Raw genomic sequence first — 15,837 nt, 5'->3', positions numbered from 1 at the left:
CTTCCGCAACGCCGCCAGCGACCACCCTAGCGACGGGGTCAGGTCGGCTTCGTCAACGTCGTAGGACCGTTCCGCAGCCCGCTGATCCAGCGTCGCCTTCACCAGCGCGAGCATCGTGTTGTGTGCCTTGCGGGCACCACCTGCATGAGAACGGAACGCCTGCTCCTGGCCGGTACTCGGGTCGAGCGCAAACCGGTAGGCCTGCGCCACCCAACCATCAGGAACCTCGAACCTCGCCATCACACACCGACCGATCCCGTGACTGTCTCCTCGGCATGCTTGGTGGCGGTGACCGCCCTCATGGCCCGGTTCCGCGCACCCCGACGCCCGTAGAGCCGGGCGCACATGAAGGTGAGGACCTCGATCATGTCTCGCACCAAATCATCGGTGGTCTCGCCCGGATCAGCCACCACCACGCGGCGGCCATGTGCAGACAACGCCGCTTCGAGGTGGTCGGCCCCGAACCTGGCCAGCCGGTCGCGATGCTCCACGACCACCACGCTCGCAGACGGGTCCGACAGGATCCTCCGCAACTTCGGGCGCTTGCCGTTCAACCCGGACCCGACCTCGCGCACCACCTCACCAACCATGTGACCGTTGCTGGTAGCCCAGTCCGTGAGCCGTGCGACCTGCCCGTCCAGATCGGCACGCTCGTCATGAGAAGACACCCGCGCGTAGACCACAGTTCGGCCGGTGTCATCGGCCGGGGCCGCGTCCACCCAGATCGTGCCCGACTCCAGACGCCGAGCTAGCACCGGCATCCGGTCCTCCCGGAACCACCGGTACGCGGTCTGCGGATGCACACCGTTCACCCGCGCCCACTCAGCTAGCTTCACACACTCAATAAAACACACGTTCGCTCACGTTTGCTCACGAAACGCCGAGCAGTTTGCAGCCCCTCTGTCATGGAACCTGAGAGCTTCACCCGCGCCCGGGCTTGCCCCATCGGTGGGACGCCGTGGCGTCCGCTTTCCAGAGTGTCCTAACCTGCGCGGTCGCTGGGCCTGAGAGATTCCGGGGAGGAATTGCTCCTTCGGCGCCTCACGCTGGCGGCGTGAGAACTCTCCCGCGCGGGGTCGACGGACGGTTCAGGCTACCAGCGGTGGCTGGCGCCGGCTGTGCTGGCTAGGCCGTGCTGCGCCGGCCGCGGCGGGCCGCCAGCTCGTCGGCACCGGGCTCGCCGGGCCGCTCGCCCGGGAGCTCGGCGAGCGAGCCCTCCACGTCGCGGGCCACCCGGCTCACCGCGATCGCGAAAACGCCCTGACCGCCCTGGAGCAGGTCGACCACCTCGTCCGGGGAGGTGAACTCGTAGACCGTGGTTCCGTCGCTCACCAGGGTGAGCCGGGCCAGGTCGTCGATCCCGCGCTCGCGCAGCGTGGCGACCGCGGTCCGGATGTTCGGCAGCGAAACACCGGCCCTGAGCAGTCCGTTGACGACCCGGAGCACCAGGATGTCCCGGAAGGAGTAGAGCCGCTGGCTGCCCGACCCGTGCGCCGGGCGCACGCTCGGCTCGACCAGACCGGTCCGCGCCCAGTAGTCGAGCTGCCGGTAGGTGATCCCAGCCGCCCGGCAGGCGGTCGGTCCCCGGTAGCCGATCCCGTCGGACGGTCGATCTTCGGCGAACAGGGCCTGCTGAATGCCCGGGTCCCCCGGGCGCTCGGTGCCGGCCACGTTCCCGCCTCTCCTCGACTCGGGCGACGCTAGGCAGCCCACCGGCCGCCGTCAATGTCATCGGCCGGCGCGTCGCAACCCTCAAGCTCCAGTCGACATCCACGTCTGAGCGCGGATGCCGGTCAGGAGGTCTCGAAATCCTCCGGGGTCACCTGGTCGAGGAACTCCCGGAACTTCTCGACCTCACTGTCCTGCTCGGTGTCCTCCGCGATCGGGATTCCGGCCTCGGCGAGCACCTCGTCTTCGGCGAAGATCGTCGTGCCGGTCCGGATCGCCAGCGCGATCGCGTCCGAAGGTCGCGCCGAGACCGTCGTGCCGCTCGCGAAGATCAGTTCGGCGAAGAAGACGCCGTCCCGCAGATCGGTGATGTGCACGGCCCGCAGGTCACCGCCCAACGCCTCCAGGACGTCCTTGAACAGGTCGTGGGTCAGCGGCCGGGCCGGTTTGATCCCCTGCTGGGCGAACGCGATCGCGGTCGCCTCGACGGCCCCGATCCAGATCGGCAGGTAGCGGTCCCCGGAGACTTCCTTGAGCAGAACGATCGGAGCGTTCGACGGCAACTCCACGCGGACCCCGACCACGGAAAGCTCGTTCACGTCGTTCCCCGTCCCTCACGGCCCGACGTCCAACCTACACCGCGCCGTCGGCCGCGGACCGCGTGTCGCGACGACCGGTCAGCGTCCGAATCGCGGCTGGAGGCCGGCCTTGACCAGGGTGGCATGCAGCTTCACCGACAGCGCCGCGAGTTCCCGGGACACCTCCTCGGCCCGGGCTCGCGCTTCCGGGTTGCGCTGGCGGGCGAGCGGGCTGATCACCTGTTCGACCAGGCCGATCTCCCGGTCGGCCGCCGCCTTGAACGAGCGCAGATGGCGGGCTTCGATGCCGAACGAGGCCATCTCCGCGACGGTTTTCGCGATGATGAGCGCGTCGCCGTCGTAGTGCGTGGAGCCGGGGCGCGGCCCGACCAGGCCGTAGTTCTCCAGCGCGGCGAGGGCCTCCGGCTCGAGCCCGGCCGCATCCATCAGCTCGTCGCGGGACAGCCGCAGCTCGCTGGCGTCCGGCCCGAAGGCGGTCGCATCCGGCAGCCCCTCCGCGGCGACCAGGGCCCGCGGCACCTGCGGGCCCCCACCGGGGGTGCTCGGGGGCTCCAGGCCACGGTCGAGGGCCTCGAGGTGGGCCTTGATCACCCGCAGCGGGAGGTAGTGGTCACGCTGGGCACCGAGCACGTAGCGCAGCCGGGCCAGGTCGTCGCGGGAGAACTTGCGGTATCCCGACGGGGTGCGTTCCGGCTCGACCAGGCCCTCCGCCTCCAGGAACCGGATCTTCGAGATGGTGACGTCGGGGAACTCGGGGCGGAGCTGGGACAGCACCTCGCCGATGCTCATGAACGCCCGGGAGGGCATCGCCGCGCTCACCGGGTGGTCTCTGCGGTGAGGTAGACCAGCCGGAACTTGCCGATCTGCACCTCGTCACCGCTGGCGAGGGGGGTGTTGTCGATCCGCTCCCGGTTGAGATAGGTGCCGTTGAGGCTGCCCACGTCGCACACCGAGAACACCGTGTCGGCGCGGTGGAACTCGGCGTGCCGGCGGGAGACCGTGACGTCATCGAGGAAGATGTCGCTCTCCGGGTGCCGCCCGGCGGTCGTCACATCTTTGTCGAGGAGGAAGCGGCTGCCGGCGTTCGGGCCTCGGCGCACCACGAGCAGCGCCGAGCCGGCCGGCAGCGCCTCCAGCGCCAGGTCGCCGAAGGTCTCGTCGTCGCCGTGCTCTTCGAGCGGATCGAGCCCGCCGATCGAGATCGTCGAGGTCGCCTCGACCGCGCGCTCCCCCGACGGCAGGGTGAGGGCAGCGCCGCAGCGCGCGCAGAAGCGGGACTCCTCCGGATTCTGCTGGCCACACTGGGTACAGAACACCGTCGCCATAGCGGGTCCTTTCCCCGTCCGACCGTCGACCAAAGGTTGATGGTCCGGGGAACGTAAGCGGCCGGTGGCGGTGCGGTCAACCGGGAGCCGGTCAGGAGGACGGCGTGATCAATGCGGTGTAACCATCCGAGTCGAGCAAACCCTCGATGTCCCCCTCGCCGGACGGGGTGATCTCGATCATCCAGCCTTCGCCGTACGGATCGCTGTTGACCAGCTCGGGGCGCCGGTCCAGCTCCTCGTTGCGAGCGCTGACCGTCCCGGAGACCGGCGCGTATAGGTCGGAGACGCTCTTCGTCGACTCCACCTCGCCGAACACCGACCCGGCCGCCAGTTCGGTGCCCGGCTCCGGGAGGGTGACGAAGACGATGTCCCCGAGGGCCTCCTGGGCGAAGTCGGTGATCCCGACCCGGACGACGTCACCGGTGAGCCTGATCCACTCGTGCTCCGCCGTGAACTTGAGGTCTTGCGGCAACACCGGGCCTCCGCGGGCGCTCGGGACGGTCGGGACGGTCGGGACAGGGCGCGGCGAGCCTACTGACCGGCTCCGGCCGGATGCAAGGCGCGGATGGTCACCCGGGCGAGCTGGTCGACCGTCGCGCTGGCCCCGGGCCGGGCGTCCACCGTGTCGAGGACACCGCCGGGGATGCCGAGGGCCGCGGCGAGCGTCTTCGGGTCGCCGATGACGAGGAAGGCGTACGGCGGCGCCACCTCGACCCCGTCGACGGTGACGTTGCGGTTGGCGGCGTCGAGCAGCGCCGTGGAGGCGACGACCCGCACCGGGCCGATCTGGATCACCTCGGCCCCGGCGCCGCGCAGTTCCTCGAGGGCGTCGAGGAGCACGTCGGCTCGGACCTGGTGCCCCGGATCGTTGATCGTCAACGCGATCCCGGGCCCCGTCGCCGGCAGGGTCCCGGCGAGGATGCCGAGGGTCTGAAGCCGGGCCTTGGCCGCGGCCAGCGCGGCCGCCCGTCCCCCGGTGCCGGCGGTGAGCTGCGCCTCGGTCACCTCCAGGGCCGCGATCTGCCCGCGCAGCCGGTCGGCCCGCGCGGTGAGGTCGCCCAGCAGGCCGATCAGGTCGGTCTGGCGGGCGGTGGCGAGGGTGCCGCCGGAGCGGGTGACATGGACTTGCGCGGCGATCGCGAAGCCGAGCAGCCCGACGAGAAGCGCGACGATCGCCTGGGCCCGGTTGGGCCGGGGGCGGAGCAGTTCGACGAGCCCGCGCCACCCGGTCGGTGGCGGGGGCGACGGCAGGGCCGCGGTCACGCTCGGAACAGGTGCCGGCGGATGGCCGCCACGTTGGAGAAGATCCGGATACCCAGGACGACGATCACCGCGGTCGACAGCTCTCCGCCCACCCCGAGCTGGTCCCCGACGAAGACGATGAGCGCCGCCACCAGCACGTTCGCGATGAACGACACGACGAACACCTTGTCGTCGAAGATCCCGTCGAGACGGGCCCGCAGGCCCCCGAACACCGCGTCGAGGGCCGCGACGACGGCGATCGGGAGGTAGGGCTGCAGGTCGATCGGAACCGAAGGCTGGACCGCGAACCCGATGCCGATCCCGGCCGCCAGCGCAAGCAGGATGATCAAGGCAGCGGCTCCGCTTCGTGCAGGACCAGGTCGGTGGCGGCGGGCAGGGAAAGCCCGGACGCCCGGTGGTAGGAGAACCCGAGCCCGTACACCGACTGGTAGGTCCGGTACTGGGCTGCCGTGGCGCTCCCCCCGAACCCGGTCTCGATCGCGACCGGGTCGCCGACCGCCTCGACCGTGTACGGGGGGGACAGCGGGCTGAAGTCGACGAGGATCGCCGCGCCGGCCGTTCTGATGGCGGTCAAGGCGGTGAGGCGCTCCCCGTTGATGGCGATGCCCCGCGCCCCAGCCGCCCACAGCGCGTTGACCACCGCCTGAAGGTCCGAGTCGAGGATGCGGTTCTGCCCCGTCGCGGGGCTCCCGGCACCCAGCGTGTCCGGGGAGGCGGTCGGGGCGTCGTTGAGAATGACGACGAGGCCGGGGCCCGACAGCGGGGACATCCCGCTGTCGCGTTCGAGCCCGACCAGCCGGCCGGTCCCGGCGGCGTCCGCGGACAGCGCGCTCGCCGAGGCCGCCGCCACCTCGGCCTGTAGGTTGCGCACGGTGCCGGCCAGGGCGGCGGTCTGGGACTCGAGACCCTGCACCTGCGCGACCAGGGCGCCCCGGGCCCGGGCGTCCGCCGGGGCGTGCAGGGCGGCCTGCGCCCCGTCGACCACGACGAGTAGCGCGGCGATCCCGACCGTGACCGCCACCGCTATCCGCGGGCCGCGCCCGGCGGGCCGGCGGGCATGGGCCTGCGCGGCCTGCGCGTAGCCCGGCTCCAGGGCGTTCGCGGCGATGTCCGTGAGCAGCGACATCGAGGCGTCGAGGCGTCTCGGCTCGCGTCGCTGGGTCATCCGTTCATTGTCGCCCGATTCGCCTTGCCCCGGCTCAGCGGCTCGCCTTCTCGACGATGCCGGCCCACTCGTCGAGCCGCTGCGTGGCGGTCTCCGGGTCCGCGGCCTCGGCCCACAGATGGGTAACCGCCTCGGCCGGGTCCGGAAGGACGAGAACCCAGCTGCCGTCCGGCTCGACGATCCGCACTCCGTCCGTGGTGTCCAGTTCCCGGCTGCCGGCCGCCTCGACGACGAGGCGCATGACCTGGCCCTTGACCGCCCACGGCGTGGGCACGGTACGGCGGACGAGATGCGCCCGCGGGATCCGGGCGTCGATCTGGGACAGGGTGAGCTGCGCTCGGGCGACCAGGCCGATCAGTCGCAGGAACGCCGCCATCGCGTCGATGTGCGCGGAGAACTCCGGGATGACGAATCCGCCGCGGCCGTTGCCCGCGAAGATCACATCGGGTTCCCCGGCGGCGAGCGAGAGCTCGTCCGGTGCCGTCGACGTCCAGCGGATCCCCGTCCCGTGGAAGCTGGTGACCTGCTCGGCGACCCGGGTCGTCGTCACCGGCAGCGCGATCGAGCCGCTGCGCCGCTCGGCGGCCACGAGGTCGAGGAAGACGAGCAACGCCCGGTCGTCGTGGATCAGCTCTCCCCGCTCGTCGACCAGGGCGATCCGCTCCCCGACCGGGTCGAAGCGCACCCCGAGCGCGGCGCGGCTCGAGCCGACCAGTTCGCCGAGCCGCTCGAGACCCCGCATGTGGTCGGCCAGCGTCTCGGTCGGTGACCGCTCGTCGAGGATGCCGTTGACGATGAGCACGTCGACCCCGAGCCGGCCGAGCAGGTTGGGCAGGATGAGCGCGGCGGTGCCGCCGGCGGTGTCGAGGACGACCTTGAGCTGCGCCTCGGCGATTCCGCTGGTGTCGATCGTGGCGACCAGGTCCTTGGCGTAGGTGTCGACCACCCGGGACGGGAAGGTCAGGTCGGCGATCTCCCCCGGGAACGCCCGGCGGAACTCCTGCCGGCTGAACACCCGGTCCAGTTTGCGCTGAACGGCGCGGGAAATGTCGGCCCCCCGCTCGTCGAGGAAGACGATGTCCACCCCCTGCGCGTCGCCCGGGGTCGTGCGGACCACCACGCCGCCGACCGAGTCGCTGCGCGCGGTCTCGAACCGGGTGAGCGGCATCGGGGCGACCTCGAGGTCGCGCACGTTGATCGCGCTGGCGGTGAGGGCGGAGATGACGGCGCGCTTGAGGGCTCGGGCGGCCCGGGACGCGTCCCGGCTGGTCGTGACGACGCTCCCCTTCGGCAGGGTCGTCGCGTAGGCGCTGGCCAGCCGGACGACGAGCTCGGGGGTGATCTCGACGTTGACCAGTCCGGAGACCCCCCGCGGGCCGAACAGGTTGCGCTGCCCGCGGGACTCCCACACCACGCTGGTGTTGACGACCGCGCCCGCTTCGATCGTCTTGAACGGGTACACCGTCACGCCCGCCGAGATGAAGGCCTCCTCCTCGACCACGCAGTCCTCGCCGACGATCGAGCCCTCCTCGAGCCGCGCGGCGCGGAGGATGTCGGTATTGCGGCCGACGACGCAGCCGCGAAGGTTGGTCTGCTGCCCGATGAAACCGTTGTCGTGGATGATCGCGCGATGCAGGAAGGCCCCCGACTTCACGACCACGTTGTTCCCGAGCACGGTGTACTCGCGCAGCTCGACACCGCCCTCGACCTTGGCGTAGTCGCCGATCAGCACCGGGCCCTTGATCGCGGCGTCCGGGTCGACCTCCGCGCCTTCCCCGACCCAGACCCCGGGCATGACCTCGAAGCCGTCGATCTCTACGTCGACCTGCCGGTTCAGCACGTCGGCGTGGGCCTTGAAGTAGCTCTCGTGCGTGCCGACGTCCTCCCAGTACGAATCGGCGACGTACCCGAAGAGGGGGGCGCCGGCTTCCAGCAGCGCCGGGAAGACGTCGGCCGACCAGTCGACCACCTCGCCGCTTTCGACCGCGTCCAGTGCTTCCGGCTCCATCACGTAGATCCCGGTGTTCACCGTGTCCGAGAAGACCTGTCCCCACGTCGGCTTCTCCAGGAAGCGGTCGATGCGGCCATCCTCACCGGCGATCACGATGCCGAACTCCAGCGGGTCGGGCACGGACTTCAGGGCCACGGTCACCAGCGCCCCGTGCTCCTTGTGGAAGCGCACCATGGCGGACAGGTCCAGGTCGGTGAGCGCGTCACCGGAGACGACGACGAAGGGTTCATGGCGCAACGCGTCGGCCGCGTTCTTGACACTTCCGGCGGTGCCGAGTGGCCGTTCTTCGGTCGCGTAGTGCAGGTTCATGCCGACGTCGTCGCCGTCCCCGAAGTAGCTGCGGATCAGCGAGGCGAGGAACTGCACGGTGACGACGGTGTCGGTGAAGCCGTGCCGGCGCAGCAGCAGCAGGACGTGCTCCATGATCGGCCGGTTTGCCACCGGCAGCAGCGGCTTCGGCAGGTTCGCCGTCATCGGGCGCAGCCGGCTGCCCTCGCCACCGGCCATGACGACCGCTCTCATTCGAGGCCTCCCGCACTGTCGGCTACCACCAGCTGGCGCACCTGGGCGATGTAGAGCGCGCCGGCCCACCAATACATCCCCGTGCCCCACAGGGCGAAGGCCCAACCGAGCGGGCGGGTGATCGTCGACACCGTCCCGTGACCGACCGAGAACAGCAGGAACGGAAACGCGTAAAGCAGGTTGAAGGTAGCGGCCTTGCCGAGGAAGTGCACTGGGAGCGGCCCGTAACCGTGCCTGTGCAGGATCGGCAGGCACAGGGCCAGGACGGCGTCGCGGCTGACGAGCACGATGAGCAACCAGAGCGGGACGATGCCGCGCACGGTCAGCGCGATCAGCGTCGACGCGATGTAGAGCCGGTCGGCCAGCGGGTCCAGGAGCTCACCGAGCCGGCTGGTCATGCCGAACATCCGGGCGATCTTGCCGTCGAGGTAGTCGGAGACCCCCGAGGCCATCAGCACGACCAGTGCATAGCCGTCCGCCCGGGGGCCGAGGACGAGCCAGAGGAACAGCGGCACGCCGAGCAGGCGGAGGAACGAGATCAGGTTCGGGATCGTGAAGATCCGGTCAGGCTGGGGAGCGGTAACCGGGGACCCGGAGCGCACCTCCTCCTCCGACACGGTCACGGGTCCTCCCTGTGCAGGCGGGTGTCCCGACCCGGCTTGGACGCTAACAGAACCGCGCAGACGGGGGTATTTGCAGCGCACCGGATAGCGTCCGGTCACGTGGGTGACCGGTGCGGGGTGACGGCGGTCACCGGGAGCTTCGCGGGCCTGTACTGCCTCGTCTCCTTCGAGCAGCAACGCGGCTTCCGGACCGGATACGACTCGACCATCTTCGACCAGGCGGTGCATTCCTACAGCCGGCTGCGCGGGCCGATCTCCCCGGTCAAGGGGGTGCACGACTTCGGCATCGTCGGCTACAACCTGCTCGCCGACCACTTCTCGCCGATCTGGGCGGTACTGGCGCCGTTCTACCGGCTCTGGCCGAGCATCGGGCTCCTCTTCGTCGCCCAGTCCGTGCTTTTCGCGGCCTCCGGCGTGCCGGTCTGGCGGTTCACCCGCCGGGCGCTCGGCCGGCGCGCGGCGTATCTCGTGCTCGCCGGCTACGGCCTGGCCTGGGGGCTCCAGTCCGCCCTCGGTTTCGACGTGCACGAGATCATGTTCGCGGTCCCACTGACCGCGCTGGCGGTCGAACGGGCGGACGCCGGCCGCCCCGGGCAGGCGGTCGCCGCGGCCTCGGTGCTTCTCGTGGTCAAGGAGCAGTTCGGGCTTTTCCTGGCCGGTTTCGGCGTCTACCTGGCCGTCCGGGGCTACCGCCGGCTCGGCGCCCTGACCGCCCTCGGCGGCCTCGCGGCCTTCGAGCTGACGGTGAACGTGCTGATCCCGCACTTCGCCGCCGGCCACCACTACGCCTACTTCACCGACACCGTGTTCCGCGGCGGCCTGCCGGCCGCGTTGGGCTTCGCGGTCCGCCATCCGGTGCGGCTGCTGCGGCTGTTCGTGCTGCCCGGGCCGAAATGGCGGACGTTGTTGTGGCTGACCGCGCCCTGGGGATTCGCCGCGCTGGGATCCCCCCTGGCACTGCTCGCCGTGCCGCTGCTTCTCGTGCGCTTCCTCGGGACCGACCCGCACTGGTGGGGCACGGCGTTCCAGTACGACGCCGAGCTGATGCCGCTGGCGGTCCTGGCCGCGGTCGACGGGATCCGGCGGGTTCGCTCACGCCTGCCCCGGCTCCGCTCGGAGCGCTGGGCGCTCGGCTGGGCGGCCGCCGTGCTCGGTGGCGCGGTCTGGGCCTGCACCCGGTTCCCGTTCGGGCAGTTGGGCGCGACCGCGGAGTGGTCCACGACTGCGGCGGTCGCCGCCGCGGAAGCGGCGGTGGCGCACGTGCCGCCCGGGGTCACCGTCGAGGCCCCGGCCCAGGTCGGCCCGCACCTGGTCGACCGGGACACCGTGCTGCTCCTCGACCCCACGCCGCGAAACGCGCCGTGGGTAGTGGTCGGCTCCCGGGCGCCGGCCGCCGACCGGACCGCCCGGCTGGAGAGCGCCGGCTACCACGTCGTCTTCGCCGATGACGGCTACGTCGTCTTGAACCGGCCGTGACCCGGCCGGGTAGCGTCGGGCGATGCGCCGAGAAACCGCGAGCCTGCACGGGCACGAGATCAGCTACATCACCGCGGGCGAGACCGGGCCGGTCGTCGTCCTGCTGCACGGAATCGCCGGGTGCGCGGACACCTGGTCCGACGTCATCGACCGGTTGTCGGACAGCGTCCGGATCGTCGCCCCCGACCTGCTCGGGCACGGGCAGTCGGCGAAGCCCAGGGGTGACTATTCCCTCGGCGCCTACGCCAGCGGGGTCCGGGATCTCACCGACCTGCTCGGTCACGAGCGGGTGACAGTCGTCGGGCACTCGCTCGGCGGTGGTGTCGCGATGCAGTTCGCCTACCAGTTCCCGGAGCACACCGAACGGCTCGTGCTGGTCTCCTCCGGCGGGCTCGGCCGACAGGTGACGCCGCTGCTGCGGGCGGCAACCCTTCCGTTCGCCGAATACGTCATGCCGATCGGCGTCAACCCCCGGCTCCGCAACGCGGCCCAGGCGGTCGGTCGGGCCCTGCCCTGGCTGTCGGATCTGATGGCCCCGGCGGCGAAGGAGATCGCCCGGGGCTACGGGTCGCTCGCCGATACCGAGGCGCTTCGGGCCTTCGTGCACACCTGCCGGGCGGTCATGGACCTCGGCGGCCAGCGGATCGACGCGAGCGACCGGCTCTACCTCGCCGCGGGGCTCCCGACGCTCATCGTCTGGGGGGCCCGGGACCGTTTCATCCCGGTCGCCCACGCGCACGCGGCGGCGGCGCTCCTGCCGGCCGCCCGGGTGGAGATCTTCGAGCGCGCCGGACACTTCCCGCATCGCGACGAACCGGCGCGTTTCGCCGCTACCCTGCTCGATTTCTTCAACGACGAACACCCCGCAACCCTGTCCGCAGACATGTTCCGTGAGCGGCTTCGGCTGCGCGGATAGGCGACGGCGCAACCGAACGCGACCGCCCGGTGTTCTTGCTGCTGTGACGACGACGGGACCCGGCGGGCTGGTCGAACGCCTGGCCCGGGACGTCGATTCCGCATTTCCCGATCTCGTCTCCGACTACGGCGGGGTCGTCTACACCGCCGCGTTGCGCACCACCGGGTGCCCCGCGGACGCGGAGGACCTGGCGGCCGAAACCTTTCTGCGCGCCTACGCGGCGCTCCGCGGCTACCCGCCGGAACGGATCGCTGGGCTCGCGGTGCGCCCGTGGCTGGTCACGATCCTGCTCAATCTCGAGCGGAACCGTCGTCGCATGCTGGCCCGCCGGCCGGCGCACGTCCCGCTGGAGGCCGGCAACGAGCCGGCGGCGCGCGGCGAGGGACCGGAGCAGCGGACCGCCCGGCACGAGTCCGGTGACCTGCTGGCCGGATTGCTCGGCCGGCTCCCGGAGCGGCAGCGGGTGGCCATCGTGCTTCGGCACATCGTCGATCTCGGCTACCCGGAGATCGCCGGTGTGCTCGGTGTGGCTGAGGGCACCGTTAAATCCGATGTTTCCCGTGGGCTGACCCGGTTGCGCGGGCTGGCCAGCGCCGCGGGCCTGGAGGAAGGGCCGTCATGACCTCGATGCCCGTTGCCGATCCACTGACCGCGGCACTTGCCGCGCTGGCCGCCGACGCGCCGGCCGATCTGGGCGGGCGGATCTTCGCCCGGTGGGTCCGGGTCCCCGGACCGGTCGGGGATGTCTTCGTCGCCAGCACCGAGCGCGGGATCGCCTACCTGCGCCCGGCCACCGCGGTCGGCGACTCGGCGGAACGTTTCCGCGCCGAGTTCCAGGATCGGCAGGGCCGGCCACTGATCCCGGCGAGCCGGCCCCCGGCTGGGCTGATTCCCGCGTTGCGAACCGGGGCCGCGCGCGGCCTCGCCTACGACCTGACCGGGCTGTCCTCGTTCGACCGCGACGTGCTGGCGGCCACGTTGACCATCCCGTCCGGTCAGCTCCGCCCCTACGGATGGGTGGCTGCGGAAATCGGCCGGCCACGCGCGGTCCGGGCGGTCGGGTCCGCCCTGGGTCGCAATCCCGTCCCGCTACTCATCCCCTGCCATCGGGTCACGCGCTCGGATGGGCGGCCCGGCGACTACCTGTTCGGCCGGTCGATGAAGTTGAGCGTGCTCGAAGCCGAAGGCGTGGACCTGCCGTCGCTGGCGCTACTGGCCGCCGCCGGACGCCGTTACGCCGGGAGCGACCGCACGGGCGTGATCTGCCACCCGACCTGCCCGCACGTGCGGCGGATCACCGCAGCTCACCGGCGGGACTTCCCCAGCGTCGCCGCGGCAGTCCGGGCCGGCTATCGCCCGTGCCGGGACTGTCGACCGGCCCCGTCGGTTCAGCGCCGGACCGCCCAGTCTGGCGGATCGCACCCGGCCTAGCATGGCCCCGCCCGGTCCGGACCGGCCGATCCCAGGGACGCGCATGCAGGTCACTCTCGTGACGCCGTCCCACCGCGGTGACTACGAACGGTTCGCGTTCCTGCGGGAGTCGATGGCGGCCTGCGACATCGATCTGCCGCAGGTGGCGATCGTTCCAGCCCGGGACGTGCCGCGGTTCGAGGCGGTGCCCGACCGGCACCGGCTCACCGTCGTTGCGGAAGGCGAGGTGCTCCCCCGCGGGGCGACCGCCCGGCTCGTCGAACGGCTGGCCCGGCGGGACATCACCGGGTGGGAGCGGCAACAGCTGATCAAGCTGGCCGCCTACCGGGTGGTCGACGACCCGACGTGGGTCTGCGTCGACAGCGACGTGTTCTTCCTGCGCCCGGTGACAGCCGAGACGCTGGCCCTTGGCGCCACCCGGCCCCTGCTGCTCGAACTGCGCGACTTCCCGATCGGCCCGGAGCCGACGGCGTTCCGCCGGGCCTCGGCCCGCCTCCTCGGTCTCGACCCGAACCGGCTCGACCCGGCGCTGACCTACACCGCCTGGCTCGTGCCGCTGCACGGCAGCGTCGTTCGGGAGCTCCTGGACTTCCTCGACCGGCGACAGGATCTGCCCTGGTGGCGGGCTATGACCGCAGGCTCGGCCACCGAATACGAGACCTATGGGCTGTTCGCCCGGCACATCCACGGTCTGGCGGCGCTCGATGCAGCGGACCGGCGGACTTGTTGGCTGTTCTATTCCACCGCGCAGTTCCCGGACCGCCTGGCCCGAGCCCGTGACCGGCACGGGGTGAGCGCGGCCATGGTCCATTCGAGGCTCGACTGCGACTGGAGCGCCGTGCAGGATGCGGTCCGCAGCCTGTGGCGCCGGCCCCAGCCCGGTGGCTGAGCCAGCGCGTAGGTCGGGAACACTCGGCTGATGGCGGAAGCGTTCGAGGAGGCCCGTGACGGGCTGCTCCTCACCGGCGACGCCGATCGGATGCAGGTCGAGTTGATCCATCGCTGGCTCGCCGAGGGGTCGTACTGGGCGGCCGGCCGGGACCTGGAGGTCGTCCGTCGCTCGCTCGCCGGGTCCCGCTGCTACGGCGTCTTCCGCGACGACGTCCAGGTGGGCTTCGCCCGTGCGGTCACCGACGAGGCGACGTTTGCCTGGATCTGCGACGTTTTCGTGGCCGCGCCCGATCGGGGACTAGGGATCGGATCATGGCTGGTCGATGCCATCGTCCGGGACCTGACCGGGTCGGGGGTCAGCCGATTCGTTCTGGCGACCCGCGACGCGCACGAGGTGTACGGGCGGGTCGGATTCGGGCCGGTGCGCTACCCCGAACGCTGGATGGAGATCGACCGTCGCCGCGCGGCGGCTAGTCCCCCGTGAGCGTCGCCCGCACGTCCAGGTTGTAGAACTTCGGCGGTCCGTCGCAAAGCTTGCCCATGGCTTCCGCGAAAGACCGGGTCTCCGGGCGCTCCGAGTTGGCCATGGCCGCCTCGTAGGAGGGGAATTCCACGATGCTCAGGTAGGTACCGGCTCGATCACGGTCTCCGGTCGCCATCGACCGGACCGCGGTGCCGGCCTCGAGGTCCGCGCGCCGCTCCGACATCAGCGTGTCGACCTCGTCGATCCGGGAGGTCGTGAATTCGATGATCTGCACGAAACCCGCCATCGGCTCTCCTCCATGAGGGTGTGGGACGTACCGAACTCCCCGCGAACTGACCTTAGACCCGACCCGAGCGCGAGCGTGCTGGTAGGCGGGTCGCTGCTGCCTTGTCGGACGCATGAGCTAAGTCCGACCGCCCGCCGGCTGAGTTCGAAGATCTCGTGGAGTTGTTGCTGGTCACCGGTGAGTTCAGTGGCCATACGTCGGGTTTCGGGCCGTCCTCCGGTAGCGGAAGACGGCTCCGTCTCGCCACGGGCTACGGCTGGACTAGGTCTCGATGTGCGCACACTCGCATTCGATCCGATCAACATGCGCACCGACGCCGAGCGCAGGCGTCGCTTTGGCTCGCGGCAGAATCGTGGTCAGGGCAGAGCGAGGCGGAGGCCAGCGCTGATCGCGCGCATGGTGGCCGGGCTGAGTGAGCCCAGTGGGGTGGTCAGTTCGTCGCGGTAGAGCGGTATGAGGTCGTCGCAGAGGACGTGCCCATTGAGTGGATCGGCGGCGCTGAGCGCGACGATGGTCGGCAGTTGGGCGTTCTTGCTGGTGGTCGTGATCCGGGCGGCGATCACCGTCTCTAGGTTGCGGTTGCGACTGTTGTTGCTGACCACCACCCACGGCTTGCGACCGTGGCCCAAGTCAAGGCGGTACACCTGACCACGCAGCGGGGGTGGGCTCACCCGCCGGCCTGCCGCTCCGTCCGGGCTAGGTAGCGGCGACGAGCCGAGCGGGTCTCCGCCCGTTCGTCCTTGGTGATGGCGGCCGCGAGTGCGGCGTAGCCGTCGTCGAGGGCGTGTTCGCGCAGCCGGTCGGCCCCGGCGCGCAGGAGCGCCCGCACGACGGAGGCCTCCGAACCCAGGCTGTTGGGATCCAGCCCACGACCTGCGGCCCAGTCGGTCAGCGCGGCATGTTCCGGCGTACCGCGCTCGGAGAACGCGCTGACGGCTTGTTCGTCTTCGCCCTCCAGGGTGACGCTCATCCGCTTGCTCATGCACCATACGGTACACCACTATGCGGTGTACCACGCGGTGTAGACGCAAGCCTTTCGGGCCTGTCAAGTTCTCTGTGTGTGACGGTGCTTGATGGATGGGGCTGAATAGCTCCTGGACGAGCACTGGCTCGTCGCAGTTGGGGCAATGGCCGCCGTCTCCCAGCCGGCGGCTGAACAGGTTGCAGTCCGGGCAGC

20 protein-coding genes, 1 pseudogene and 1 riboswitch are annotated in these 15,837 nt (G+C 70.9%); of the genes and pseudogenes, 6 read left to right on the top strand and 15 right to left on the bottom strand.

The window, feature by feature from the left end; translation table 11 throughout:
• Nucleotides 1-144 precede the first annotated feature (144 nt).
• The 12 genes and pseudogenes from VNG13_15215 to VNG13_15160 form a co-directional block, all read right to left on the bottom strand.
• Nucleotides 145-240 (bottom strand): annotated as a pseudogene (locus VNG13_15215) (hypothetical protein).
• The gene (locus tag VNG13_15210) at nt 240-836 is read right to left on the bottom strand and encodes an IS607 family transposase (GenBank protein HVA61864.1); all 597 of its coding nucleotides are present in this window, start codon (nt 834-836) and stop codon (nt 240-242) included. Before VNG13_15210 ends, VNG13_15215 begins: the two are co-directional and overlap by 1 nt.
• 146 nt (nt 837-982) lie before the next feature.
• A riboswitch (glycine riboswitch) is annotated at nt 983-1,079 on the bottom strand.
• A gap of 46 nt (nt 1,080-1,125) precedes the next feature.
• A complete protein-coding gene (locus VNG13_15205; protein ID HVA61863.1) occupies nt 1,126-1,638 on the bottom strand; it encodes a MerR family transcriptional regulator in 513 nt (170 codons plus the stop codon).
• A gap of 155 nt (nt 1,639-1,793) precedes the next feature.
• A complete protein-coding gene (locus tag VNG13_15200; protein ID HVA61862.1) occupies nt 1,794-2,267 on the bottom strand; it encodes a bifunctional nuclease family protein in 474 nt (157 codons plus the stop codon).
• 78 nt (nt 2,268-2,345) lie between these two features.
• Nucleotides 2,346-3,056 (bottom strand): MerR family transcriptional regulator, encoded by a 711-nt coding sequence (locus VNG13_15195; protein HVA61861.1) that lies wholly within the window; start codon nt 3,054-3,056, stop codon nt 2,346-2,348.
• A gap of 26 nt (nt 3,057-3,082) precedes the next feature.
• Nucleotides 3,083-3,592 (bottom strand): FHA domain-containing protein, encoded by a 510-nt coding sequence (locus tag VNG13_15190; protein HVA61860.1) that lies wholly within the window; start codon nt 3,590-3,592, stop codon nt 3,083-3,085.
• A 91-nt stretch (nt 3,593-3,683) separates the two neighbouring features.
• On the bottom strand, nt 3,684-4,067 hold the full coding sequence (gene gcvH, locus VNG13_15185) for a glycine cleavage system protein GcvH (GenBank protein HVA61859.1): 384 nt from the start codon (nt 4,065-4,067) through the stop codon (nt 3,684-3,686).
• A gap of 56 nt (nt 4,068-4,123) precedes the next feature.
• A complete protein-coding gene (locus VNG13_15180; GenBank protein ID HVA61858.1) occupies nt 4,124-4,855 on the bottom strand; it encodes a DUF881 domain-containing protein in 732 nt (243 codons plus the stop codon).
• Nucleotides 4,852-5,184, bottom strand: a complete 333-nt coding sequence (locus tag VNG13_15175; GenBank protein HVA61857.1) for a small basic family protein — start codon at nt 5,182-5,184, stop codon at nt 4,852-4,854. Before VNG13_15175 ends, VNG13_15180 begins: the two co-directional genes overlap by 4 nt.
• The gene (locus VNG13_15170) at nt 5,181-6,020 is read right to left on the bottom strand and encodes a DUF881 domain-containing protein (GenBank protein HVA61856.1); all 840 of its coding nucleotides are present in this window, start codon (nt 6,018-6,020) and stop codon (nt 5,181-5,183) included. Before VNG13_15170 ends, VNG13_15175 begins: the two co-directional genes overlap by 4 nt.
• Before the next feature lie 34 nt (nt 6,021-6,054).
• A complete protein-coding gene (locus tag VNG13_15165) occupies nt 6,055-8,553 on the bottom strand; it encodes a mannose-1-phosphate guanyltransferase (protein HVA61855.1) in 2,499 nt (832 codons plus the stop codon).
• Nucleotides 8,550-9,176, bottom strand: a complete 627-nt coding sequence (locus VNG13_15160; GenBank protein HVA61854.1) for a CDP-alcohol phosphatidyltransferase family protein — start codon at nt 9,174-9,176, stop codon at nt 8,550-8,552. The genes VNG13_15165 and VNG13_15160 overlap by 4 nt, the downstream gene beginning before the upstream one ends.
• 99 nt (nt 9,177-9,275) lie before the next feature.
• Between VNG13_15160 and VNG13_15155 the strand changes: the two genes are divergently transcribed.
• The 6 genes from VNG13_15155 to VNG13_15130 are packed head-to-tail and all read left to right on the top strand — an operon-like array spanning nt 9,276 to nt 14,374.
• Nucleotides 9,276-10,652: a DUF2079 domain-containing protein gene (locus VNG13_15155; protein HVA61853.1), complete on the top strand. Its 1,377-nt coding sequence runs from the start codon at nt 9,276-9,278 to the stop codon at nt 10,650-10,652.
• Nucleotides 10,653-10,674: 22 nt separating this feature from the next.
• Nucleotides 10,675-11,568, top strand: a complete 894-nt coding sequence (locus VNG13_15150; GenBank protein ID HVA61852.1) for an alpha/beta fold hydrolase — start codon at nt 10,675-10,677, stop codon at nt 11,566-11,568.
• 43 nt (nt 11,569-11,611) lie between these two features.
• Nucleotides 11,612-12,190, top strand: coding sequence for a sigma-70 family RNA polymerase sigma factor (locus VNG13_15145; protein HVA61851.1), 579 nt, complete (start codon nt 11,612-11,614; stop codon nt 12,188-12,190).
• A complete protein-coding gene (locus tag VNG13_15140; protein ID HVA61850.1) occupies nt 12,187-12,999 on the top strand; it encodes a methylated-DNA--[protein]-cysteine S-methyltransferase in 813 nt (270 codons plus the stop codon). Before VNG13_15145 ends, VNG13_15140 begins: the two co-directional genes overlap by 4 nt.
• Nucleotides 13,000-13,042: 43 nt before the next feature.
• Complete coding sequence (locus VNG13_15135; protein ID HVA61849.1) at nt 13,043-13,888, top strand: DUF6492 family protein; 846 nt, start codon at nt 13,043-13,045, stop codon at nt 13,886-13,888.
• Between the two features lie 30 nt (nt 13,889-13,918).
• The gene (locus tag VNG13_15130) at nt 13,919-14,374 is read left to right on the top strand and encodes a GNAT family N-acetyltransferase (GenBank protein HVA61848.1); all 456 of its coding nucleotides are present in this window, start codon (nt 13,919-13,921) and stop codon (nt 14,372-14,374) included.
• On the opposite strand, the gene VNG13_15125 is transcribed toward VNG13_15130, so the two are convergent.
• The 3 genes from VNG13_15125 to VNG13_15115 all read right to left on the bottom strand — a co-directional run bounded on the left by VNG13_15125 (nt 14,361) and on the right by VNG13_15115 (nt 15,642).
• A complete protein-coding gene (locus tag VNG13_15125) occupies nt 14,361-14,660 on the bottom strand; it encodes a hypothetical protein (GenBank protein ID HVA61847.1) in 300 nt (99 codons plus the stop codon). The genes VNG13_15130 and VNG13_15125 overlap by 14 nt on opposite strands.
• Before the next feature lie 356 nt (nt 14,661-15,016).
• Nucleotides 15,017-15,331 (bottom strand): type II toxin-antitoxin system PemK/MazF family toxin, encoded by a 315-nt coding sequence (locus VNG13_15120; GenBank protein HVA61846.1) that lies wholly within the window; start codon nt 15,329-15,331, stop codon nt 15,017-15,019.
• Nucleotides 15,328-15,642, bottom strand: a complete 315-nt coding sequence (locus VNG13_15115) for a hypothetical protein (protein ID HVA61845.1) — start codon at nt 15,640-15,642, stop codon at nt 15,328-15,330. The genes VNG13_15120 and VNG13_15115 overlap by 4 nt, the downstream gene beginning before the upstream one ends.
• Nucleotides 15,643-15,837 lie beyond the last annotated feature (195 nt).

The organism is Mycobacteriales bacterium (assembly GCA_035533475.1).
Lineage (GTDB): Bacteria > Actinomycetota > Actinomycetes > DATLTS01 > DATLTS01 > DATLTS01.
This window is presented reverse-complemented; position numbering and strand designations above follow the sequence as displayed.

Bases quoted from the DNA above. Each gene is read 5' to 3' on its own strand.
- VNG13_15195 (HVA61861.1), bottom strand. From the start codon at position 3,056: ATGAGCATCGGCGAGGTGCTGTCCCAGCTCCGCCCCGAGTTCCCCGAC.
- VNG13_15190 (HVA61860.1), bottom strand. From the start codon at position 3,592: ATGGCGACGGTGTTCTGTACCCAGTGTGGCCAGCAGAATCCGGAGGAG.
- VNG13_15170 (HVA61856.1), bottom strand. From the start codon at position 6,020: ATGACCCAGCGACGCGAGCCGAGACGCCTCGACGCCTCGATGTCGCTG.
- VNG13_15165 (HVA61855.1), bottom strand. From the start codon at position 8,553: ATGAGAGCGGTCGTCATGGCCGGTGGCGAGGGCAGCCGGCTGCGCCCG.
- VNG13_15150 (HVA61852.1), top strand. From the start codon at position 10,675: ATGCGCCGAGAAACCGCGAGCCTGCACGGGCACGAGATCAGCTACATC.
- VNG13_15140 (HVA61850.1), top strand. From the start codon at position 12,187: ATGACCTCGATGCCCGTTGCCGATCCACTGACCGCGGCACTTGCCGCG.
- VNG13_15135 (HVA61849.1), top strand. From the start codon at position 13,043: ATGCAGGTCACTCTCGTGACGCCGTCCCACCGCGGTGACTACGAACGG.
- VNG13_15130 (HVA61848.1), top strand. From the start codon at position 13,919: ATGGCGGAAGCGTTCGAGGAGGCCCGTGACGGGCTGCTCCTCACCGGC.
- VNG13_15125 (HVA61847.1), bottom strand. From the start codon at position 14,660: ATGGCGGGTTTCGTGCAGATCATCGAATTCACGACCTCCCGGATCGAC.
- VNG13_15115 (HVA61845.1), bottom strand. From the start codon at position 15,642: ATGAGCAAGCGGATGAGCGTCACCCTGGAGGGCGAAGACGAACAAGCC.